Annotated in this window: 20 protein-coding genes; 9 read left to right on the top strand and 11 right to left on the bottom strand. The window is 62.6% G+C overall.

The window, feature by feature from the left end; translation table 11 throughout:
• The first annotated feature begins 518 nt into the window (after nt 1-518).
• Nucleotides 519-998, top strand: a complete 480-nt coding sequence (gene rraA / locus ABFC66_RS05455; protein ID WP_346739960.1) for a ribonuclease E activity regulator RraA — start codon at nt 519-521, stop codon at nt 996-998.
• A gap of 24 nt (nt 999-1,022) precedes the next feature.
• Here the strand turns inward: rraA and speE are convergent, their stop codons facing one another.
• The 5 genes from speE to ABFC66_RS05430 form a co-directional block, all read right to left on the bottom strand.
• Nucleotides 1,023-1,907, bottom strand: coding sequence for a polyamine aminopropyltransferase (gene speE, locus ABFC66_RS05450; RefSeq protein ID WP_346739959.1), 885 nt, complete (start codon nt 1,905-1,907; stop codon nt 1,023-1,025).
• Nucleotides 1,907-2,398, bottom strand: coding sequence for an adenosylmethionine decarboxylase (gene speD, locus ABFC66_RS05445; protein WP_346739958.1), 492 nt, complete (start codon nt 2,396-2,398; stop codon nt 1,907-1,909). Before speD ends, speE begins: the two co-directional genes overlap by 1 nt.
• 593 nt (nt 2,399-2,991) lie before the next feature.
• Entirely contained in the window at nt 2,992-3,927 is a 936-nt protein-coding gene (locus ABFC66_RS05440; RefSeq protein ID WP_346739957.1) for a nitronate monooxygenase, read from the bottom strand.
• Nucleotides 3,928-4,073: 146 nt separating this feature from the next.
• Nucleotides 4,074-4,562: a hypothetical protein gene (locus tag ABFC66_RS05435; protein ID WP_346739956.1), complete on the bottom strand. Its 489-nt coding sequence runs from the start codon at nt 4,560-4,562 to the stop codon at nt 4,074-4,076.
• A 110-nt stretch (nt 4,563-4,672) separates the two neighbouring features.
• Nucleotides 4,673-5,686, bottom strand: a complete 1,014-nt coding sequence (locus tag ABFC66_RS05430) for a glutathione S-transferase N-terminal domain-containing protein (RefSeq protein WP_346739955.1) — start codon at nt 5,684-5,686, stop codon at nt 4,673-4,675.
• 68 nt (nt 5,687-5,754) lie between these two features.
• Here ABFC66_RS05430 and ABFC66_RS05425 point away from each other — a divergent pair, with 68 nt between their 5' ends.
• Entirely contained in the window at nt 5,755-6,627 is an 873-nt protein-coding gene (locus tag ABFC66_RS05425; protein ID WP_346739954.1) for an alpha/beta hydrolase, read from the top strand.
• Here the strand turns inward: ABFC66_RS05425 and ABFC66_RS05420 are convergent, their stop codons facing one another.
• A complete protein-coding gene (locus tag ABFC66_RS05420) occupies nt 6,628-8,364 on the bottom strand; it encodes an amidohydrolase family protein (RefSeq protein ID WP_346739953.1) in 1,737 nt (578 codons plus the stop codon).
• A gap of 211 nt (nt 8,365-8,575) precedes the next feature.
• Here ABFC66_RS05420 and ABFC66_RS05415 point away from each other — a divergent pair, with 211 nt between their 5' ends.
• On the top strand, nt 8,576-9,694 hold the full coding sequence (locus tag ABFC66_RS05415) for a pentapeptide repeat-containing protein (protein ID WP_346739952.1): 1,119 nt from the start codon (nt 8,576-8,578) through the stop codon (nt 9,692-9,694).
• On the opposite strand, the gene ABFC66_RS05410 is transcribed toward ABFC66_RS05415, so the two are convergent.
• On the bottom strand, nt 9,691-10,422 hold the full coding sequence (locus tag ABFC66_RS05410) for an NYN domain-containing protein (RefSeq protein ID WP_346739951.1): 732 nt from the start codon (nt 10,420-10,422) through the stop codon (nt 9,691-9,693). The genes ABFC66_RS05415 and ABFC66_RS05410 overlap by 4 nt on opposite strands.
• A 305-nt stretch (nt 10,423-10,727) precedes the next feature.
• On the opposite strand from ABFC66_RS05410, the gene ABFC66_RS05405 reads away from it, so the two are divergent.
• Nucleotides 10,728-11,996, top strand: a complete 1,269-nt coding sequence (locus ABFC66_RS05405) for an LLM class flavin-dependent oxidoreductase (RefSeq protein WP_346739950.1) — start codon at nt 10,728-10,730, stop codon at nt 11,994-11,996.
• Nucleotides 11,996-12,772: an alpha/beta hydrolase gene (locus ABFC66_RS05400; RefSeq protein ID WP_346739949.1), complete on the top strand. Its 777-nt coding sequence runs from the start codon at nt 11,996-11,998 to the stop codon at nt 12,770-12,772. Before ABFC66_RS05405 ends, ABFC66_RS05400 begins: the two co-directional genes overlap by 1 nt.
• A 79-nt stretch (nt 12,773-12,851) precedes the next feature.
• On the opposite strand, the gene ABFC66_RS05395 is transcribed toward ABFC66_RS05400, so the two are convergent.
• A complete protein-coding gene (locus ABFC66_RS05395; RefSeq protein WP_346739948.1) occupies nt 12,852-13,259 on the bottom strand; it encodes an MAPEG family protein in 408 nt (135 codons plus the stop codon).
• 142 nt (nt 13,260-13,401) lie between these two features.
• Here ABFC66_RS05395 and ABFC66_RS05390 point away from each other — a divergent pair, with 142 nt between their 5' ends.
• Entirely contained in the window at nt 13,402-14,601 is a 1,200-nt protein-coding gene (locus tag ABFC66_RS05390) for an acyl-CoA dehydrogenase family protein (protein WP_346739947.1), read from the top strand.
• Here the strand turns inward: ABFC66_RS05390 and ABFC66_RS05385 are convergent, their stop codons facing one another.
• Entirely contained in the window at nt 14,602-15,789 is a 1,188-nt protein-coding gene (locus tag ABFC66_RS05385; protein WP_346739946.1) for a multidrug effflux MFS transporter, read from the bottom strand.
• A gap of 92 nt (nt 15,790-15,881) precedes the next feature.
• Complete coding sequence (locus ABFC66_RS05380; protein ID WP_346739945.1) at nt 15,882-17,462, bottom strand: AMP-binding protein; 1,581 nt, start codon at nt 17,460-17,462, stop codon at nt 15,882-15,884.
• A 161-nt stretch (nt 17,463-17,623) separates the two neighbouring features.
• Here ABFC66_RS05380 and ABFC66_RS05375 point away from each other — a divergent pair, with 161 nt between their 5' ends.
• Nucleotides 17,624-18,676, top strand: a complete 1,053-nt coding sequence (locus ABFC66_RS05375) for a lipid A deacylase LpxR family protein (protein ID WP_346739944.1) — start codon at nt 17,624-17,626, stop codon at nt 18,674-18,676.
• 93 nt (nt 18,677-18,769) lie between these two features.
• Nucleotides 18,770-20,230: an AMP-binding protein gene (locus ABFC66_RS05370; RefSeq protein ID WP_346739943.1), complete on the top strand. Its 1,461-nt coding sequence runs from the start codon at nt 18,770-18,772 to the stop codon at nt 20,228-20,230.
• A 10-nt stretch (nt 20,231-20,240) separates the two neighbouring features.
• Here the strand turns inward: ABFC66_RS05370 and ABFC66_RS05365 are convergent, their stop codons facing one another.
• Complete coding sequence (locus ABFC66_RS05365; protein WP_346739967.1) at nt 20,241-22,067, bottom strand: potassium transporter Kup; 1,827 nt, start codon at nt 22,065-22,067, stop codon at nt 20,241-20,243.
• Between the two features lie 218 nt (nt 22,068-22,285).
• Here ABFC66_RS05365 and ABFC66_RS05360 point away from each other — a divergent pair, with 218 nt between their 5' ends.
• On the top strand, nt 22,286-23,074 hold the full coding sequence (locus ABFC66_RS05360) for an enoyl-CoA hydratase (RefSeq protein ID WP_346739942.1): 789 nt from the start codon (nt 22,286-22,288) through the stop codon (nt 23,072-23,074).
• Nucleotides 23,075-23,085 lie beyond the last annotated feature (11 nt).

Raw genomic sequence — 23,085 nt, 5'->3', positions numbered from 1 at the left:
GCTCGATATGATCCGGCTTGCCGCTATTCGTCAGATGCCATGGCTCGCTGCCGCTATCTGCTTCTTCGCTGTAAACGCAAATGCTGCTCCACCGCGAATTTGTGAGAGCAAAGAACAGGCGATAGCAGTCGCTAAGGACATTTTGTCTTACGTCTACCTCGAGTTTCAACCGGAGCGCCAAACTTGGAGGCCGATAGTTGAACTTGAAGACGTTAAGACCTGGCAATATTGGGTAATCACATATGTTCCATCCGGTAGCACAACTCTAGGCGGAGGACCGAAAATCGCACTCTCAAAGCCTGACTGCCATGTTCTTGAAATTCGCGAGACTGACTGAGAATCTTCATTGATGCCGGCCGCAGCTCGCTGGAAGTCGCGCAGTTCCAGTAGGCACGTGCACGCATCCTGCGATCAAGCGGTAGAGAGCGATCTCCACGGCCCTTTTTTGTCGCGCTTGTCACCCGCCCCACACACATGAGAAAAGACGCCCGCCTTCCATCGCATCCATGGAATGAAAAATGACCTCACCCGCAACGACCGATCTTTCCGACGCCCATCCCGATATCCAGCATGCCGAACCGATCTTCCGTGACTTCGGCGGCAAGCTCGCTTTCTCCGGGCCGATCACGACGTTCAAGACTTTCGAGGACAATCCGAAGCTGCGTCAGGCGCTGGAGGGCCCAGGCAATGGTCGCGTGCTGGTGGTCGATGGCGGCGGCTCTCTGCGTTGCGCGCTGTTCGGCGGCAATCTCGCGGTACTCGCGGCGAAGAATGGTTGGGCGGGTCTCGTCATCAATGGCTGCGTGCGCGATACGGCCGAAATCGCGGCCCAGCCCGTCGGCGTGAAGGCGCTTGCCGCCCATCCGAAGCGCAGCGAGCGCAAAGGCGCCGGCGAATATGATGTCGTGGTGAATTTCGCGGGCGTGACCTTTCGCCCCGGCGAATATCTCTATGCGGATGGCGACGGCATCGTGGTCAGCGCGACCAAAATAGACTGAGACTTGCGGCGGAGGCCGCGCGGATCATTTCCGCGCCGCTTCCACGATCTCCTGCACATAGGCAGGGAGCGCGAAGGCCGCCTTGTGAACTTCCGGCGTGTAGTAGCGCGTCTTGAAATTCGCTTCCTCGAAACGATGCTCCAGCGCTTCCAGCGTCACGGCCTTGACGAACTCGTCATCCGTGCCGATGCCCATTGCCATGGGTCCGCCGACATAGGTCGGGATGGTGGCGAGATAGCAGCTGCTGAACTGGAAGATGCGGTGGAACTTCGAGATGGTGCTCGTAAGCTCCACCGGCTGCAGGAACGGCACGCCGTTCTGCGTCACCATGATGCCGCCTTCGGTGAGGCGGGCCTTGGCGTTGCGATAGAAGCTTTCCTCGAAGAGCACCGCGCCGGGACCGACGGGATCGGTCGAGTCGACGATGATGACGTCGTAGTTTTCGCCCTGCCCTTCGACGAATTTCGAACCATCGGCGAAAACGAGATCGAGGCGCGGATCGTCGAATGCACCTGCCGAGATCATCGCCAGATGGGCCTTCGAGAAATCCGTCACCGCCGGGTCGATCTCGACCATGGTGATCTTCTCGATACCCTTGTGCCGCGCGGCCTCGCGCAGGATGCCGCCATCGCCGCCGCCGATGATGAGCAGCTTCTTCACATTGCCATGCGCCAGCACAGGCACATGGGTCATCATCTCGTGATAGACGAACTCGTCGCGCTCCGTCACCTGCGTCGCGCCGTCCAGCGCCATCATCCGGCCGAAGGTCGGATTGTCGAAAATGACGAGATGCTGGTGGTCGGTCGCCTCTTCGAAAAGAACGCGGTCCGCGCGATAGGAGGTGCGAAGCCCTCCCTCTTCATGGAGGGTTTCCGTGACCCAGCGCGAACCGCTCGTTCCTTCAGTCATCACACCATGCCCTGGCCGCGGCGCAGTTCCTCGACGCGGATGTTGGACGGCCCGAAGGCTTCCTGCAACACGGCAATCGAGTTCTGCGGCTCGGCCTCGCCGCACATGAAGACGTCGAGCGCGGCATAATCCGCCTCGGGCCAGGTGTGGATCGAGATGTGGCTTTCCGACAGCACCGCCACACCCGACACGCCGCCATTCGGCGTGAAGTGATGGAGGTGAATATGGAGCAGCGTCGCCTTGGAGACCTCGACGCAGCGGATCATCGTCTTCTCGATATGCTCGAGATCGTCCAGACGGCTCGCGCCGATCAGGTCGATGATCAGATGCGTCCCGGCATAACGCACGCCGTTGCGCTCAATGAAGAAATCCTTCCGCTCTTCGGCATGCGCGCGCGGTCCTTCGGACAGCGTCTCGACATCGCCGAGATCGGCAGCGTGATGAGGGAACTCGAGAACTTCCGCCTGGGTCTTCCTTGAATCGCGATTCAAGTCGATCCCCAATTGGAAGAGGGCGCGGGGCTCGGACATGGCCTCTCTCCAACCAGTAGATGACCGGGCTTGCCGAACGCTTTCCGCAACGACGGAATTATCCCTTCCGGGATGCGCCGGGGCCCATGAAACAAAAGCTTTCTTGAAGAAACGCTTCGCTAGGTTTTTGCCGAGTGCGGGGCGGTCTCGCCCGGCCTGCCCTGCATCGCAGGACGGCTCGGCTTTAATCCGGGGCGTTAGCCCCTCAGACTATAATCCGGCATATGCATTCTCCCTCGAAACCCAGCGGGTTTTGCCTGATGTGGCAGGCCGCCAAACTTTCCAAAAGAGACGCGTACGCCGTTACGTAACCAGTCTGGCCAGGGGCACGTGCGATTGCGTTTCGAGCGCTCGTGTAATTGACGCAGTGCAGCGTGTCAATGAAAACCTAGGAAAACTGCCGCTTCGACGTGCAGATTTCACAATTCTTGCGCATTCCGGTCCTGCGCATTCCGGGGCGGCGGGCGCTTCCGCTGCAATCTTGCGAGAGACTCTCAAGATTGCAGCGGCGGGGCGAGGCACATGTCCGCCCCGCCCCGCAGGTCCTTGAAAGATCAGCCGAAGTTGCGCGCGCTCGCGTAGCCGCCCATCCGCTGCGAGATGGCGAAGAATTCCTCGACCATGCCGTCGATGATCTCCTTCACCGGCTTCACCTCATGGATGAGGCCGACCGACTGGCCGGCAAGGGCGGGCGCGGCCTCCATGTCACCACCGAAATAGACATCCATGATGTTCTTCAGGATGTCGGGCGGCATGCGGCCTTCTTCATGGATCGGGTCGAGCGCCTTCGCCTTCAGCGCGCGGATGCAGGGCGTCGCCTTCTTGTTGAGGACGTAGGTTCCCGTTTCCTTCGAGTCGACGATCTTCTGCTTGTAGTTCTGGTGGACGGGGCTTTCGGCGGCGCTGACGAAGCGCGTGCCCATCTGCACCGCTTCCGCGCCCAGCGCGAAGGCGGCCGCCATGCCGCGTCCATCCGCGATTCCGCCTGCCGCAATGAGCGGCACGTCGACAGCAGCACGGATCGCCTGAAGCAGCACCAGCGTGGAGACCTCTTCCGGATTCTTGAAGCCGCCGCCTTCGGCGCCTTCGACGACGAGCCCGTCAATGCCCGCTTCGGCGCATTTCACCGCCGCATCAAGCGTCGGCACGGCGTGATAGACGGTGATGCCCGCATCCTTCAGCGGCGCGATGAACTTCGCCGGGCTTCCCGCCGAAGTCGTGACGAATTTCACGCCCGAATTGCAGACGAATTTCAGCATCGCGTCGTCGCGCAGGAACATGATCGGCAGGTTGACGCCGAAGGGAAGGCCAAGCTCGATCATCTTCATGATCTCGGCCTTGCAGTTTTCCGTTTCGCCTGACGAGGTTTCTATGATCCCGATGCCACCCGCCTTCGAGACGGCGGAGGCGAGCGGATAGCGGGCGATCCAGCCCATCGGCGCCTGGACGATTGGATATTTGGCGCCCGTATGGGCAAGCACGCGGTTCATGACAGTCCTCCCGTTTCATTCTTGATGGCTTTGCACGCGAGTAAGCCCGCTCGCGCGGCGTCGCGCAATGGGAGGCAGGGCGGCACATAAAGAAAAAGCGCGGGACCATTGCGATCCCGCGCTCCTATCTCGCCATTCGAGGCGCCTTACTTGAAGTGCCCGTAGGCTTTGACCACCGCCTCGGCCAGCTCCTTATAGGCGCCTTCGACGCCGATCTTGATCTCGTCGAAGGCGCTTTCGCCCTGCCCCGCGAGCACCTTGAGCCGCTGCTGGAGCTTGCCCCGATCGGTCTTGAGCTGTGCAACCAGACCGCGATAGCGCTTTTCCGCCGCCTTCAACGCCTTCTTCGCTTCGCGCTCGGCCTTGTCGATGTCGCGCGAGATCGTCTTGACCTGCTTTTCGAGCGCCTTCTTGGCCTTGGCCTGTTCGGGCGAAAGCTTCACGGTCTTTGCCGCCGTCTTGCGCGGCTTTGCCGGTGCCGCCGCCTTGGCCCCGGTCGCGGCCTTCGCCTTTGCAGGCGCGCGCTTCGCCACCTTCTTCAATGGCCGGGCCTCCGTTGGCCCCGCGCCCGCGGCGGCGCGTGCGGCCGCGCTGCGTGGCGCCTTGCGTGCAGTCGTCTTTCGTCTCTCCGCCATGATCATCCCCGATGAAGATTTGGCGCCGAACGTCCCGTGCCGATCGGCAAGACGGAAAGAGTGCCGACAATGTTTGGATCAATCAAGCGAAGGCTTGTCGCGCCCTCGCATCAACCGGCGGCGAAATAGTCCAGGCAACCCGCTTCGCGCAGCGCCGGAGCGATCCGCTCGCGCGCGGGCTCGCTCAGAGCGCGGAAGCGCGTGCGCAACTCCGCAAGACATTTTGCCTGATATTTGAACGCGCCCTGTTCATAAGTCATGCCGAGCGCAACGAAGGAAAAGGTCTCCGCGCCCTTCTTCAAAGCCGCCTCGTTGGCGATAAGGAATGGGAAATAGACTTCGCCTGCCATGCCAAGGAGCCCTTTCACCGCGGGCGAAAGCGGCGCAGCCGGATCGCGCCATTCGCCTTCGACACCTGAGGCATCGTCAAGCTGCGCCAGCCAACGGAAGGTGTAAGGCGCGATTTCGCGCATGAGTTCGGCTGGCGTCGGATCGACGGCGAGTTGCGAGAGCTGCCCCATCCAGCCGAAATCCGCGAGCGAGGGGCGGGAACCGAAGAGATATGGCTCCTCCGTCACATGCGCCTCGAGCAGGGCGAGCACGCGCCGCGCCGTTTCCTCGATCAACGGCTGGTTTTTCTTTGTGCAGCCGACAAGCGCCATGCGCCCGATCTGCCGCGCCGCGAACTGTGCCGCATGTTTGTCGATCGCCTCACGGCCACGTCCGGCAAGGCGGTCGAAGGCAAGCCACTCCGACATCTGCTTCTGGTCGCGCTCGCGGAACCAGCGATAATGGAACATCATCTTGGTGCCCCATTCGTCGGCCATGTCCTCAAGCAGAAATGCGAGGAATGCCTGACACTCGTCATCCGGCACGATCGAACGCTCGCCCGGATGAAGCCGTTCAAGCTCGAAGATCATGGGGGTCGAGTCGTTCCGGTGAGAACCGTCTGGAAACTGAATGACGGGAATGACAGCGGGCTTCACGTTGGCAATTTCGTAAGCGTTTCTGTCGTTCAATTGCACCCAGACATGCGGGAGTCGCCTGTAACGCAAGACAGCCCGCATTTTCATGGAATAGGGCGAACCGAGCCCTCCGAGAATCCGATAGGTACCACTGGTCATGACGCGTCTCCTCCCCAGTTCTTCCGGACGCCGCCGCGCCCATGCCGCTCTTAATGGGGCACATTAACATGGCGTCAGGACACGTGGCGAGCGGCTATGAGCGGACGATCGTCCTGATCCACGGCATGTGGAGCCGCCCGGATGTCTGGACCAATTTCCGGCACTATTTTGAGGATCGCGGCTATCGCGTCCTGACGCCGGCCCTGCGACACCGCAGCGGCGGCCAGGACGCCGCCCCTCACCCGGAGCTGGGGCGAACGAGCCTTCGCGATTACGCCGCCGACCTCGAGGCCGAAATCCGCGCGCTCGACGAGCCGCCATTTATCATCGGCCATTCAATGGGCGGACTGCTCGCGCAGATGCTAGCCGCCCGCGGCCTGCTGCGCGCAGGCGTCCTGCTCGCGTCTGCCCATTGCGGGCCCATCGTCGCACTCGATTCACATGTTGCGCGCATCTTCGCAGGCACGATGCTTCGGCCGCGCTTCTGGGAAAAGCCGCAGCTCCCGTCATACCGGACGATGCGCTGGGGTGTTCTCAATGGCTGTTCGGAGGACGAGGCGAGAGAGCTTTACGCGCGCCTCATACCGGAGTCAGGCCGCGCGCTGGCCGAAATCGCCTTCAACTATCTCGACCCTCATCGCACTTCGCTGATCCGGCGCGAAGAGATCGATTGCCCGCTCCTCTTCCTGACCGGGCGGCATGACCGCATAACTTCGCCGGTGCTCGCTCAACGCAATGCCGAACATTTCGGCCCAATGGCCCGGTTCGAACTTCTGCCGCGCCACGCCCACTGGCTGCCGAGCGAAAATGGCTGGGAGAGGATCGCGGAACGCGCCGCCTACTTTTTCGAGCATGAAGCGGCGCGCGCTATGGCCGAGGTCAAAGCGAAAGCGGGCGCTCTCGAAAGAACGCCCGCCCGCCGATGGGCCTTGCCGGCCTGATTATTCCGCCGCGCGCGAAACGGGGGCAGCCTTGTGACCCCGCACGAGCTTACCGGGCAGCGCGCCGGTGTGCTCGCCATTGCGATAGATCACTTCGCCCGAGCAGATCGTCGCCACATAGCCGTCCGCTTCCTGCATCAGCCGCCGCGCGCCCGAAGGCAGGTCGTAGACCATATGCGGCGGACGAAGCTGCAGACGTTCGAAGTCGATCACGTTGACATCCGCCTTCATGCCCGGCGCGATAAGCCCGCGATCGAGCAGACCGACCGCCTCAGCCGTATCGCGCGTCTGGCTCTTCACCACGAAGGGCAGGTCGAGCCGCTCGCCCCGCGTCCGGTCGCGGCACCAATGCGTCAGCATGTAGGTCGGCACGCTCACATCGCAGATCGCGCCGACATGTGCGCCTCCATCGCTCAAGCCAAACAGCGTGTTCGGGTTGCGCATCATGGTCAGCGTGTTGTCGAGATTGAACTCGGTGTAGTTGTGCAGCGGGAAGAAGAGGAAGCCCGTGCCGCCATTTGCCGTCAGGATGTCATAGACGATGGCGTCCGGATTCTCGCCGGTCGCCTTTGCCCGCGCGGCGATGCTCTCCTCGGGTGCGGGCTCGTAGTTCGGCGGATCGCCAAGATCGAACATCTTGTGATAGGCGCCCGCCAGCGAATTGACGAAAGGATGCCCCGCCTCCGGCGCCTCGGCGAGAAGCTTCTCCCGGAAAACGGGCTCCAGCATGATCGCCACGCGCTCTGCGAGCGGCAGATGCGCGATCTTCTGGTAGGAGGGGCGCGTCACGAAGGGATGGACGGAGCCTTGGAGCCCTAGCATCAGGCCCACCGGCCTGCCCTGCACCTGCGCCTTGATCGGGAGGCCCGCGTCGGCGGCCTTGTCGAGCCGGGCCATCAGATCGCGCCATTGGTTCGGGACGACATCCGCCTGCACCATCGAGAAGCTCAACGGCCTCCCCGAGACCTCAACGAGCTTTTCGACGAGATCGAATTCATGTTCGAATTCGCGGAAGTCCGACACCCATTGCAACACGCCTGCGCCGGCCTCGCGCAGCCCCTCGGCAATCGCGATCATCTCGGCGTCCGCCGCGCCGACTGTCGGTGTCAGATCGCCGTCCGCCGTGCGATGCACCATGGTGCGCGTCGTGGAAAATCCGATGGCGCCGGCCTTGATCGCATCCCGCGTCAGACGCTTCATTTCGGCAATTTCGGCCTCGGTCGCCGGTTCGCGCTTCGCACCGCGCTCGCCCATCACATAGACGCGCAGCGCGCCGTGCGGCACCTGCGTCACCACGTCGATGTCATGCGGCACCTTCTCGATCGCATCGAGATAGTCGGCGAAGCTCTCCCATTCCCAGGAAAGTCCCTCATGGAGCGCCGCGCCCGGAATATCCTCGACGCCTTCCATGAGGCGGATCAGCGTGTCGTGGTCAGTCTTGCGCACGGGCGCGAAACCAACGCCGCAATTGCCCATGATGACCGTCGTGGAACCGTGTATGGAGGATGGCGTCATCCGCCGGTCCCAGGTGACCTGCCCGTCGTAATGCGTATGGATATCGACCCAGCCCGGCGTGACGAGGAGTCCCGTCGCGTCGATCTCCTCGCGGCCCTGGGCGGAGACATGTCCCACTTCGACGATGAGGCCCTTGTCGATGGCGACATCGGCGATGCGGGGCGCTCCCCCCGAGCCGTCGACAACCGTTCCGCCACGAATAACCAGATCGACCTGGCCCATGTTTTTCCTCCCGACTTCCTGATGTCTGTTCTGATGTCTTGTTATCTGCAGTTTAACGCCCAAGGCCCGCGCGGCAAGAAAGCTCCACCGAGAGGAAGCCGTAAACGGTGCTTCATTAAACTTATACTAAAACTAAAACCTGAATTTCACCCGCCCTTAACGGGCCGCGCCTTAATTGACGGAAGCCCCTTCAGTCAGTGCGCGGTCCCAGATGTCCACCAAATCCAATGGCGTTCAGCCCCAGCCCGGCCCTGGCAGCACAAACACCCCCAGGCCGAACGACACCAGGCGGGCTGACGGGGCGCAACAGGGGCGCAAGATCCTCGACGGCAAGCGCATCCCGCAGGAATTGATCGCGCGGATCGAGGAACTTCACCGGCGCTACCTCCTGCGCAAGCCCAATGGCTGGCGAGCCCATCTTCGCAACTGCGATCTCAGCGGACTCGATTTGCGCGGGCTCAACTTTTCGGAAGCGCAATTCGTCTCGTGCAATTTTGCCGATGCCGACCTTGAGGACGCAAAATTCTCCCGCGCCGATCTCTTCAGCGCCAATTTCGACCACGCCAACCTGACCCGCACGAATTTCGACGGCGCCGATCTGCGCGGCGCGCAATTCGAAGGTGCGGAACTCAACGCCGCGACGCTAGACGGCGCCAATCTCGGCCTCGGCGTGGTCTTCAAGCACGGCGCGGACAGCAGCATTCGCCAGAGCGTGTCGAGCTTCAAAAGCGCCAATCTGCGGGGCACGAGCCTTTCGGGCGCGAAGCTTTCAGGCGCGAGTTTCGAAGGCGCGGCGCTCAACAATGTGAACATGAAGGGCGCGGACCTGCGCGACACGAAATTTGTCGGCGCGAAGCTCGTCGACGTGCTGCTCGCAGCCGCCAATCTCGATGACGCCGACCTGCGCGAAGCGATCATGGACGAGGACACGTTCAAGCGCACCGAGCTGTCGGGTGCGCGACGGACCCGCCGCCCGCCGTCGCCGGAACGGTTGGAGCAAATTCTCGCCGCGCATATTCTCTGGATTCACTCCGACCGCCGCGAAGGCATTCGCGCCGACTTCACCGAGACCTTTCTCGGCGGCTGCAACCTGGCGGGCAAAATCCTCGCCGGCGCGAAATTCGAACGCGCGATCCTCTCCGATGCCAATCTCGAAGGCGCGATTCTCGCTGCGGCCAACTTTCGCGGTGCCGTGCTGACCCGCGCCAATCTCTCCCGCGCCGACCTCCGCGGCGCAGACCTGCGCGGCGCGGACCTCACCGACGCAAAGCAGGATCGCGTTCTCACCGGCAATCTCGACGGCACTTCACTCGCGACGCGTCGGGCCTAAGCCCGGCGCAACTTTACGAATGCATGTTGCGGGCCGCCCTTCTCGCCATTAAGGCGATACTCGACAAGCTCGCTTGCGATGAAGAGATCGCTCAACTTCCGAAAGCCATAGGCTCTGGAGTCAAATTCCGGATGACGACTGCCAAGCACCGCACCAACCCTGCCCAAGCTCGCCCATCCCGTTTCGTCTTCCACCGTTTCGACGGCCGCACGCAAAATTTTCAATGCGGGTTTGCCAATGGCAGGCTTCTTCTTCGCGGCGCCATTCAAGGCGGCAGAATCTGCTCGTAACAGCTGGATGTCGACGAATTTGGTACAGGCTCTGACAAATGCTTGCGGCGTCTTCTGCTCGCCAAAACCATAAACGGGCAGTCCGTCCTCTCGGATACGCATTGCAAGCCGCGTAAAGTCGCTGTCGCTGGAAAGGATGCAAAAGCCGGAAAACTTCCTGCTATGCAACATATCCATTGCATCAATGATGAGCGTGCTGTCGGTCACGCTCTTGCCGCTGATGTTGCGGAATTGCTGCATCGGCTGAATTGCAAGCGCGAGCATTTCGGCTCGCCATCCCTTGAGCGACGCCATTGTAAAATCGCCATAGGCTCGTCTGACGCTCACGGCCCCGAGCCGCGCGATTTCGTCCAGAACCTCGCGCAGTGTCGAAACCGGAATGTTTTCGGCGTCTATCAGTACGGCGAGCTGCCGGTTTACTGCGGATTGGTCAACCATGCGCATCTTCAGCCGTGCCGCTTCGGGGCCTCAATGCTGCGAGCAATTGCTTAAGACAAGCTTACGTCCGGTTGGATCGCCGCCGATGAATTCCCATATCGTTCGTACGCGAATGAATTGAGCCGCATTTTGCAGCGCACAATGGATGACAGTTCTGTCAGCAACTGCTCTTGCGCCGCGATTGCACCTCCGGAGCAAAATCTCTAGACTCCCGAATTAGGGCAATTACCCTAAAACAAGAGGCGGCCGTAAGAGAGCCCCCAAGGGCCCGGCGAGCACGCCTGTCTCAGGAGGAGGAGACGCCCATGAAATTCACCTGGTTCAATCTGATGCCATGGCCCTATCTGCCGGACGACTTCCGCGAGAAGCATCGTTCGGTGTGGGTCGATATCGACTCGAAACTCTTCGATCCCGCGAAGAGCCACGAGGTCTACAACTCGCATATGGACCTGCTCGAATACGCCTCGACGCTCGGCTTCGACGGCATCGGCGTCAACGAGCATCACCAGAACGCCTATGGCCTCATGCCGTCTCCGAACATCATCGCGGCGGGCCTCGCGCGGCGCACGAAGGATGTAGGCCTCGTCGTGCTCGGCAACTCCATCGCACTCTACAATCCGCCAGTGCGCGTCGCGGAAGAATTCGCGATGCTCGACTGTATCTCCGGCGGCCGCCTCGTCGCGGGCTTTCCGGTCGGCACGTCGATGGACACCAATTATTGCTACGGCCAGATCCCCGCGCTCACGCGCGAGAAATACAGCGAAGCGCATGACCTCATCAAACGCGCCTGGTCGGAGCCGGAGCCCTTCGCCTTCAACGGCCGCTACAACAAGCTGCGCCACGTCAACATCTGGCCGCGGCCGATCCAGAACCCCATGCCGATCCACATTCCCGGCGGCGGCTCGGTCGAGACCTACGACTTCTGCATCGACAACACCTACTCCTATTCCTACCTCTCATTCTCCGGCTATATCCGCGCCAAGGCCCTGATGCAGGGCTATTGGGACCGCGTCGCCGAACGCAATGCGCCCGACGCTTCGCCCTATCGCGCAGGCTTCGCCCAGACGATCTGCGTCGCCGAGACGGATGAGGAGGCCGAACGTCTCTACTCGGAGCATGTGAGCTACTTCTACAACCGCTGCCTCCATGTCTATGGCGGCTTCGCGGACGCGCCGGGCTACCGCACGATCAAGACGATCCAGACGGGCGCGCTGTCGCAATACGCACCGCCCGGCGAAGGCGGCTACAGCAATCTCACCTGGAAGGATCTCACCGAGCAGGGCCATGTCATTGCGGGCAGCCCCGAGACGGTGCGCCAGCGCATGGAAGAGCTCATCAAGGGGCTCAATGTCGGCAACATCTTCTGCCTTCTCCATGTCGGCAACATGCCGAAGGAGAAGTGCATGTATTCGACGAAGCTCTTCGCCGAAAAGGTCATGCCGAAACTCCGCAACATGTTCCCCGAATATGCGGACGACAACCGCTTCTGGTGCAAACCGCTGGCAAAGCAGGCGACGCCTGGCGTCAGCGCGAATGAAATGAATATGGCCGCCGCCGTCGGAGGGAAGGACTGATGGAAACGAAAACGCTCGATACACACCACGTCCCCGTCCGCTATTTCGAAGGCGGAAAGGGCCAGCCCTTGGTCTATCTCCACGGCGCAGGCGGCGTGCTCGCGGAAGATCCGCTGCTGGCGAAGCTCGCGCAGAAATACCACGTCTATGCGCCGCTTCTGCCGGGCTACGGCGACTCGCAGGAATGCGGCGAGCTGCGCGACATGCTCGACGTCACGCTGCATACCGCCGATGTGGTCGCGGGGCTCGGCCTGAAAGACCCGATCCTTGTCGGCCATTCGATGGGCGGCATGATCGCCGCCGAAATGGCCGCCGTGGCGCCGAATGATTTTTCGCGCCTCGGCCTCATCTGCCCCGCGGGGCTATGGCTCGACGATCATCCGATCCCCGACATCTTCGCCATGCTGCCCTATGAGATGCCGCAATATCTTTTCCACGATGTGGAGGCGGGCACGAAGCTTATGACGGCGGGCGTGGCGCTCGACGATCCGGAATGGCTGAAGGCCTTCCTTGTCATGAATGCCCGGCAGATGGGCATGGCGGGGAAAATTCTCTTCCCGATCCCGGATCGCGGGCTCGCGCAGCGGCTTTATCGCGTGAAGGCGAAGACGGTTCTCGTCTGGGGCGACAGCGACAGGCTCATTCCGCCTGCCTATGCCCATGCGTGGAAGAAGGCGATCAAGGGCGCGGAGCTCGTCTCCATCGCGGAAGCAAGCCACATGGTGACGATAGAAAAGACCGATCAGGTCGTCGCCGCGCTCGGAAAGCTCGGCTGAAATTCGGCGTCAATAAAAACAAGCAGGCGTTGGATAGGAGCGAAGGGCCGGTGTTTCCACCGGCCCTTCTGCTTATGCCTCAGACATGCGCCGAGAAGGCGGCCATGATGAGCGTGATGAGCGAGCCGACCACAAGAACGGCGGTCGCCAGAATGCCGATGGTGAAGCCCAGCTCGCGCTTCTCGGCCGCGTTATAATAGCCGCGCGCATAGATGATACGCCCGACCGGATAGAAGATGCCGATGGCCGCTGCCCAGAGGTCATGCGTCGTGAGCGCGAAGAGCCAGAGCGCCGGCAGGAAGAGAACAAGGCCTTCCAGCGTGTTCTCATGAACGCGGATATAGCGCAGGAGTTCTTCCGGTCCGTTCATCGCAGGCGCAGGAACGCCGTGTTTTGTGCGGGCGCGCCCTACATTGAGCGCCATCCAGAAATAGACGAGCAGCGAAAGCACGGTCACGAGGCCCGTGTGCGGATAGGCGAATGGCATGTGATTCCTCCCCTTGAAGCCGCAGGCATATTAGAGGGGTGCGACCTTCCGCGCCAATGCCCCGTTCGGCCGGCGCCCCTTGGGACTGGCGCAGGCCCCGTCCTTCGAATTATTCTCCCGGCCAATCATTGGAGGATTTGAGATGCAGCTTTCACTGAACCCCGAGGATGAGGCATTCCGGCAGGAAGTCCGGGCTTTCCTGAAGGAAAAACTGCCTCGCGACGTCGCGGAGGCGCACTCCGTCGGCATCAGCGTTCCGAAGGCCGCCCTCAAGAAGTGGCACCGCACCCTTTACGAACAGGGATGGGTCGCGCCCGCCTGGCCCAAGGCCGCAGGCGGCACCGGCTGGACGCTCACCCAGCAGCACATCTTCCAGGAAGAATGCGCGCAGGCCGGCGCCCCGTCGCTCATGCCCTTCGGCCTCTCCATGGTCGGCCCGGTCATCTACACCTTTGGCAGTGACGCGCAGAAGGCACAGCACATTCCGGGCATCCTGTCGGGCGATGTCTGGTGGTGCCAGGGCTATTCGGAACCGGGTTCGGGCTCCGACCTCGCATCGCTGAAGACCAAAGCCGTGCGGGACGGCGACCACTATGTCGTCAATGGCCAGAAGATATGGACCTCCTATGCCCATGAGGCGGACTGGATCTTCTGCCTCGTCCGCACCGACGACCAGTCGAAGCCGCAGGAAGGCATTTCCTTCCTGCTCATCGACATGAAGACGCCGGGCATCACGGTGCGCCCCATCGTCTCCATCGACGAGTTGCATCACCTCAACGAAGTCTTCTTCGAGGATGTGCGCGTGCCGGTAGCGAACCGCATCGGCGAGGAGAACAAGGGCTGGACCTATGCGAAGTTCCTGCTCGCCCATGAGCGCACGGGCATCGCAGGCGTCGCCTCGTCGAAGAAGGCCGCCGAGGAGCTTCACCGCATCGCCGGCGTCGAGCGCGCAGGCGACGGACAGCGCCTTGCCGACGATCCCGCCTGGCAGGCCGCGCTCGCGGACGTCGAGGTGAAGCTCGCAGCGCTCGAGGTCACCAATCTGCGTATTCTTGCCACCACCGAGAAGGGCGGCAGCGTCGGCGTCGAGGCATCGATCCTCAAGATCCTCGGCACCGAAGTGCAGCAGGCCCTTCAAACGCTCGCCATGGAAGCCTTGGGCTACTACGCGCTCGCATCGCATCGCGATCGGCTCGAAGGTCGCAGCAATGAAGCGATCATCGGCCCCGACTACGGCGAGACGGTCTATGCGAGTTACGGTTTCGGCCGCGCCTCCACGATCTATGGCGGCTCGAACGAGATTCAGCGCAATGTTCTTTCGAAGGCCGTTCTCGGCCTTTGATCAGCGTGCAAAGAGCCTCGCGGCCGTCCCCGCGAGGCTCAGGCCTGCGATGGCGAGCGCCATCGGCATGGCCGTTCCGTCATTGAGCGCGCCGACCAATGCGCCCGCCCCTGCCGCCAACGCAAACTGGATGATGCCGGTGAGTGCCGCCGCCGCGCCGATACGTTCTCCCGCCCGCGCCATCGCCGCAGCCGTCGCATTGGCGCCGATGAAGCCGATGCTGCCGATCAGCACGAAGAGACAGGCCATCAGAAGCGCGAGCGATCCGGGCAGGTAGAAGCTGGCGCCGACCAGCGCCAGCGCCGCTGCCAGATGCACCGTCATCGACACGCCGAGGATGGTCCTTCCCGATGACACGCGCCTCAGCAGGAAGGCATTCATCTGCGATGCGGCAATGAGACCGAATGCATTGACGCCGAAGACTATCGCAAAATGTTCGGGGCTGAACCCGAGCAAGGTGATGAAGACAAAGGGCGAGCCGGTGATATAGGCGAACATCGCCGCGGAGATGCACGCATTGGCCAGCGAGAAGGCCATGAACGGCCCATCGGCAAAAAGCCCGAGATAGGCGCGCAGCACGTGGCCGAGGCCGCCATGCGCGCGCTTCTCGCGCGGCAGCGTTTCGCCGAGCCCGAGCCAGACTGCAATGAAGCAGGCAAGGCCGAAGCCTGCCAGACACCAGAAGATGACCGGCCAATGATAATGGGCAATCAGAAAGCCGCCGATCATTGGCGCGAGGATGGGCGCAAGGCCCATCACGAGCATCAACATGGAGAAGACCTGAGCCGAAGTCCTTTCATCGAACAGATCGCGCACCATCGCACGCGAAACGACGATGCCCGCGCAACCGCCCAACGCCTGAACGAAGCGCGCGGCGACGAGGCTCTCGATGTTGGGCGACAGCGCGGCCCAGACCGCGCCAAGCACGAAGGCGCCGATGCCGAGAAGCATGGGCGGCAAGCGCCCCGTGCGATCGGAGAGCGGCCCGAGCACACCCTGACCCAGCGCGAGGCCGACGAAATAAACGGCGAGCGTCGCTTGCACCTCACCGGCGCTCGCATGAAAATGCGCGGCGATGGCGGGAAAGGCAGGCAGATACATGTCGATCGACAGCGGCGCGAAGGCGGTGAGCGCGCCGAGAATGACCACAAGCTTCAGGTGACTTTTGCCGAAGTCCTGCGTGGCCATAAATTCAATCTCCGATGATCCGCCACGCGATGTTTACACGCAAACGCGCCGCCTTGCCAAAGCGGCGCGCCGGGATCGTCGGTTCTGTCAGGTCAGATCTTCTTGTCGCCCTGCCAGTAGCGGTCACGCACGGAGCGCCGGACGATCTTGCCCGACGGCATGCGCGGAAGATCGTCCGTGAAGTCGACAGAGCGCGGGCGCTTGTAGCCGGGAAGCCGCTCGGCGGCGAAGGCCAGAAGCTCCCGTTTCAGCTCCTCGCTCGGCGCGACGCCCTCCTTGAGCTGCACCACGGCCTTGATCTCCTCGCCCCATTCCTCGTTCGGCACGCCGACGGCAGCGACATCGAAAACGGCGGGATGCTTCAATATCTCCTCGTCGATCTCCACGGGATAGATATTCACGCCACCGGAGATGATGACCTCCGCGCTTCGTCCCGTGAGGAACAGGAACCCGTCCTCATCGAGATAGCCCATGTCGCCCATCGTGAAGTGGTCGCCGCGATAGGCCCCTTCGGTCTTCTCCGGCGCCTTGAAATATTCGAAGCGGCCCTGTGCCGGCGCCTTGAAATAGATCGTGCCGACTTCGTTCGCGGATGCAGGCTCGCCCGCATCGTTGACAACGACCAATTCGACGCCCGGTAGCGCGCGGCCAACCGTGCCGGGCTTTGTCAGCCATTCCTCGCTTTCGACGAAGACGCCGCCGCCCTCGGTCGCCGCGTAATATTCGAAGACAACGGGACCGAACCATTCGATGCTGTTCTGCTTTACATGCGCGGGGCAAGGTGCGGCGCCGTGCAGTATCCACCGCAGCGTCGAAGAATCGTATTTATCCCGCACCTCGGGCGGCAGACCCAGCATGCGGTGAAGCATCGTCGGCACGACATGCGTATGCGTCACGCCGTGTTCTTCGACGAGGCGCAGCGTCTCTTCGGCATCCCATTTATCCATCAGCACGCAGCCCACGCCGGCATTGAGCGGGAATACGAGATTGAGCGCGAGCGGTGCCGCGTGATAGAGCGGTCCGGTGACGAGCGCCATGTCCTCGCCCGGACGGAACTGCGCCGTCTCGGCGAGCTTTAGCTGAAGCGGCGCGACCGGCGGTGCCTCGCGGCGATAGACGCCTTTCGGATGGCCAGTCGTGCCTGAGGTATACATCATCTGTGTGCCGAGCACCGGGTCCTCAACATCATGATGCGGCTCGGTACTCACAACATCGTCATAGGAAACAAAGCCCGGGATTTCACCGCCGACCGCAAGCCGCGCCAGCGCCGCCGGCGCCATCAAGGCGGCTTCAACGGCATTGCCTGCAAACCAAGCATCGGCGATGAAAGCCTTCGCCTCGCAATTGTCGACGATATAGCCGACCTCCGATCCCTTGAGATGCCAGTTCACCGGCGTCAGACGAAATCCGCCGCGCTGACAGGCGCTGACCACCTCGACAAATTCCGGCCGGTTGGAGCAGAGCAGCGCAACCGCATCACCAGCGCGCAGGCCGGCGCGGCGCAGCGCGCGAACGAGCTGGTTGGCTCTGGCATTGAGTTCCCCATAACTGCGATTGCCCGCCTGCGAAATGATCGCCGGACGATCGGCGTCCTGCGCGGCATGCCAGGCGAGTACCATTCCCATGGCAGCAGCAGCCTCGCGGCTTGTCGCCGCGCTGTGTGCAATATTCATGTTTCCCTCCCCAGGGCGGCCAATTCTTGTTTGAAACCCTCGGCCGGCATTATTGGACAGCGCGCCCCTTGCCATCGTCAAGCTTGCTCAGGGGACCAGCGCCGAGACTTGTCTGTTCATTTGTGGTTACATGCCGCCGGGGGTTCTGGAGTTCTCACTGCATGCATTCTCTTCGCCGCGCCGTCCTCGCAGCCTCGCTCCTTTGCGCCGCTTCGGCGATTCCGGCTATGCCCGCCATCGCGGAAGAGACGGACAACGGCTTCATCTCGCTCCAGGCCGAGAACGATCTTTTCGCCAGGTTCGCCAATACCGACCGGCACTATACGAACGGCGTTCAGGCCGCGTGGCTCTCCGCGCCACGCGATGATCTGCCGGACTGGCTGAAAAGTCTTTCCGCGCCGCCGCTCTTCGGCCTTTTCACCGATGATGCCAATGTCGTGACGGTAACGCGGCGCGTCGGCGTCAATATCGGGCAGGAAATCTTCACGCCGGACGATACCGACGCGACCGCCCCTCTCCTCCATGACAGGCCCTATGCGGCATGGCTCCACTCCACCTTCACGCTGCAGAGCGTGCGTGAGAACGCGGCAGGCGGCGCCTGGCAGGACCAGTGGAAACTCGATCTCGGCGTGGTCGGCCCGTGGGCGCTCGGACGGCAGGTGCAGAATGGCTGGCACAAGCTCATCAATGTCGAGCAGGCAAACGGCTGGGAGAACCAGCTCCGCAACGAGCCGACCGTCAATGTGAGTTTCGAACGCGCATGGCGCTCGGAGCGGACGGAGTCGATCCTCTTCGACCTCGATACCGACACGATTCCTTATGGGGTCGTCGCGCTCGGCAATGCGCAGACCTATGCGGCGCTCGGCGCGATCATTCGCCTCGGCCCTGATCTGGCCGACGATTTCGGCCCCAGCCGCATCTATCCCGGCATCGGCGGATCGGACTGGTTCCGCGCGGCAACGGGCTTCGACTGGTATGTCTTTGGCGGCGGCGAGCTTCGCGGCGTCGCGCGCGATATCTTCCTCGACGGCAATACATTTCGCGACAGCCAGAGCGTCGACAAGAAGCCTCTTGTTGCCGACATGAAGCTCGGCGCAACGGCCATCCTCGGCAGCACGCGATTGAGCTTCACGCATGTGTTCCGGAGCAAGGAATTCTACGATCAGCCGAAGCCCGACCAGTTCGGGTCGCTCACCCTGACCTTCGGCCTCTGATCGGCGCTTTCGCGTGCCGCCGGAAGCGGATTAGGATGGGCGGCCCGGCAACGACCGGGCCGACTGCAAAATATAATGCCGGGGAGCGAAATCATGGCCATCATGTCCGTCGGACAAATACCCGCCTATTGGGCGGCGCGCGATCCGAACGCACCGGCGCTGACGCATGAGGGCCGCACCGTCAGCCGCGCCGAATTCGACGCGCGCACCAACAGGCTCGCCCGCGCCTATCAGGAAATTGGCGTCGTGGAAGGCGACCTCGTCACCATCGGCCTGCCCAACGGTATCGAGTTCTTCGAAGCCTGCTACGCCGCATGGAAGCTCGGCGCGACGCCGCAGCCGGTTTCCTCGCGCCTGCCAAAAGTCGAACGCGAGATGATCGTCGAGGTCGCGAACCCGTCGCTGGTCGTCGGCGCGGAGCCGGGCACACATGGCTCGACACCCTGCCTCCCGATCGGCTTCGAGCCCGACGAGTCCCTCTCGGACGCCCCGCTCCCCGAAATCACCGCGCGCTACTGGAAGGCCCCCACATCGGGCGGCTCGACCGGCAGACCCAAGATCATCGTGTCGGGCATGCCCGGCGCCTTCGACCCCGAAGAAGCGCTTTATCAGCAGCAACTCGGCGGCGCGCAGCTCGTCCCCGGTCCGCTCTATCACAACGGACCCTTCAGCTTCTCGATGCTGGGTTTGATGACGGGCAACCACATCGTCATCATGTCGCGCTTCGACGCGGAGGAAACGCTGCGCCACCTTGCCGAACACAAGATCGACTGGGTGATGCTGGTGCCCACCATGATGCATCGCATCTGGAACCTGCCGGAAGACGTGCGCAACAAGTACGACCTCTCGCATCTGCGCGTCGCATTGCATCTCGCGGCGCCCTGCCCCGCCTGGCTGAAGGAGAAATGGATCGGATGGCTCGGCGCCTCTCGCATCCACGAACTCTATGCCGGCACGGAAGCACAAGGCGGAACCTGGATCACGGGCGATGAATGGCTCGAACATCGCGGCTCGGTCGGCAAGCCCAATGCCGGCTGCGAGATGAAGATCGTCGGCAAGAACGGCGAAACCCTGCCGCCGGGCGAAGTCGGCGAGGTGTTCATGCGCCCGCTTTCGGGCCCCGGCACGACCTATCATTACCTCGGCGCCGATCCGAAACAGATCGAAGGCGGCTGGGAGTCGATCGGCGATGTCGGCTATATGGACGAAGAAGGCTATCTCTATCTCGCCGACCGCCATACGGACATGATCCTCTGCGGCGGCGCGAACATCTATCCCGCCGAAGTGGAAGCCGCGATCGACTCATTCCCCGGCGTCCGATCGAGCGCCGTCATTGGCCTGCCGCATGACGATCTCGGCAATGTGGTGCATGCGATCATCGATGCGCCGGGCGGCTTCGACGAGGCGGCATTGAAGGACTACCTCGCCGAGCGACTCGTTCGTTACAAGATCCCGCGCAGCTTCGAAGTCGCACATGAACCCCTGCGCGACGACGCGGGCAAGCTCCGCCGCTCTGCATTGCGCGCAGAGAGGATCGCGGCGGCGGCAAACTGAACGGAAACGCTCAGACTTCCGTCTTGGTGCCGAGTTCGACGACGCGGTTCGGCGGAAGCTGGAAATATTCCGTCGGGCCCAGCGCGTAGTCCATCAGCAGGATGAAGAGGCGCGACTGCCATGCAGGCATCTTCGACGAGTGCTCATGCACCAGCGTCTGCCGGCTGACGAAATAGGAGGTTTCCATCGGCGGAAAATCGAGGCCGAAGGTGCGGCAGCGCTCAAGCTGCTCGGGCACGTCCACCTGCTGCATGAAGCCGTGGCGGATTTCGATGCGCGCGAAGCCGTTCGCGAGCGTCTCGACCTTGAGCTGATCGGCGAGCGGCACGCGCGGCGTGTCCTCGGTGCTGACGCGCAGCAATGCCACGCGCTTGTGCAGCACCTGGTTGTGCTTGAGGTTGTGCAGAAGCGCCGTCGGCACGACGTCGAGATTGGCAGTCAGGAAGACCGCCGCGCCTTTCACGCGCTGTATCTTCTGATCGGCTGCCTGTTTGAGCAGCGTTTCGAGCGGTATGGCGCCATCGAGGAACTGCTCGGCAAGGAGCTTGCGCCCACGCCGCCAGGTTTCCATCAACACGACGAGCGCGAAGCCGACCGCGATGGGCAACCAACCGCCTTCGAGAACCTTGGTCAGGTTCGAGGTGAGGAAGCTCAGGTCGATGGTGAGGAAAAGCAATGCGCAGAACGCCACCGGAATGAGCGGCCATTTGGCAATGCGACGGTAATAGTAACCGCCGATCAGCGAGGTGATGACCATGGTGCCCGTCACGGCGATGCCATAGGCATAGGCAAGCCGCGATGAGGACTCAAATCCGACCACCGTGGCAAGCACGCCGACCATCAAAGCCGCATTGATCTGCGGCACGTAAATCTGGCCGGCCTCACGCGCGGAGGTGTGGCGGATACGGACGCGCGGCAACCAGCCAAGCTCCACGGCCTGGCTCGTCACGGAGAAGGCGCCCGAGATGACGGCCTGCGAAGCGATGATGGCCGCCATGGTGGCAAGCAGCAGCAGCGGAACGCGCAGAATCTCCGGCGCGAGGAGATAGAACGGATTTTCGACGGCGGTCGGATCGGAGAGCAGCAAGGCGCCCTGACCGAAATAATTGAGAATCAGCGCCGGCCAGACGAAGGCGATCCAGATGCGGCGGATCGTGGCGCGGCCGAAATGGCCCATATCCGCATAGAGCGCTTCGGCCCCGGTGATGGCCAGGACGACCGCGCCGAGCAGCAGCAGCGGATGCGTGTGGCCCGCCATCAGCAGGTTGAAGCCATGCCGCGGATCGAGCGCCGCGACGACGCCGGGATGCTGGAGAATGCCATAGACGCCCAGCGCCGCCAGAACGGCAAACCAGACCCCCATGACCGGACCGAACAGCGCGCCGACCTTCGCCGTGCCGTTGCTCTGCGCGAGGAAGAGCCCGACAAGCAGGACGGCCGCTATGGGCACCGTCATGCCGTTGAAGACGGGAGAGATAACCTCGAGACCCTCGACAGCGCCGAGAACCGAGATCGCAGGCGTCAAAATGCCATCGCCGTAAAAGAATGCAGCGCCGAGCATGCCGCCGCCGATGAGCGCTGAGGCGAGCCAGGAACCGGGCGCCGCCTGCTTGAGCGCCAGCGCCGTCAGCGCCAGCACGCCGCCTTCGCCCTTGTTGTCGGCGCGCAGAATGAAGATGACGTACTTCACCATCACCACCAGCGTGATCGCCCAGAAGACGAGCGAGAGCACGCCGAGAACAGTCTCCGGCGTGACCTTCAACCCGACGGCAGGGTCGAAACACTGGCGAATGGTGTAAAGCGGGCTTGTCCCGATATCGCCGAAAACGACGCCCATTGCGGCGACGTGGAGAGCGAGCTGGAAAGGTCGTTCTCCCTCGGATGGAGCGATGCTCAAAGGATCGGGCCCTTCAGGTTGCGAGGGGGCGCATGCTGTCCGAACTGGGCTGTGAGGTCAACCGGTCGAATTTCCTCGAATTGCGACCTTCTGTCCCCTCTGTTAGAGGAGTCGCCATCGCTCTTGAAACCCCGAAGCCAGAATTATGGGAGAATAATATGTCCGGCGCCAGCACCGAACCCGTCATCCTCGTTGAAAAGTCCGGCGGGGTTGCCCTCGTCACCCTGAACCGCCCGAACGCGATGAACGCGCTTTCTCGCGAACTCCGCGCCGCCATCGCCGAAACCTTCGAGGCGCTGGAAGCCGACCCCGAGGTCCGCGCGGTGATCCTGACCGGTGCCGGCAAGGCCTTCACGGCGGGTCTCGACCTCAAGGAACTGGGCTCGGGCGCAAGCACCGTTGGCAGCGCCGTGAACGACAAGGACCCCGTGACCTCGATCGGCCAGTTCTCCGGCCCCGTGATCGGCGCCATCAACGGCGTCGCCATCACCGGCGGCTTCGAGCTGGCGCTGGCCTGCGACGTGCTCATCTGCTCAACCAATGCCCGCTTCGCCGATACCCATGGCCGCGTCGGCATCCTGCCGGGCTGGGGCCTCAGCCAGAAGCTTTCTCGGGTCCTCGGCATCTACCGCGCCAAGGAACTCTCGCTCACCGGCAACTTCCTCTCCGCCGCGCAGGCCTATGAATGGGGCATGGTGAACCGCGTCGTCGAGCCGGACGAGCTCATCCCCACCTGCCGCAAGCTCGCCGACGACATGCTCTCCCTCATCCCGGATTGCCTCGTCACCTATAAGGAGCTCATCGACGAGGGCTTTGCCCAGACATTCGGCGAGAGCCTCAAGACCGAGCGCCGCTTCACCAGCGAGCGAAACAAGGCCGTCGATGCCGGCGAAATCGAAGCGCGGCGCGAAGCGATCCGGCAGCGGGGCCAGCAGCAAAAAAATTAAACTCCTGAGCC

Source organism: Parvibaculum sp., from assembly GCF_039680535.1.
Classification (GTDB): Bacteria; Pseudomonadota; Alphaproteobacteria; order Parvibaculales; family Parvibaculaceae; genus Parvibaculum.
Note: the sequence above shows the minus strand (reverse complement) of the source record. Positions and strands in the feature narration are given on the sequence as shown.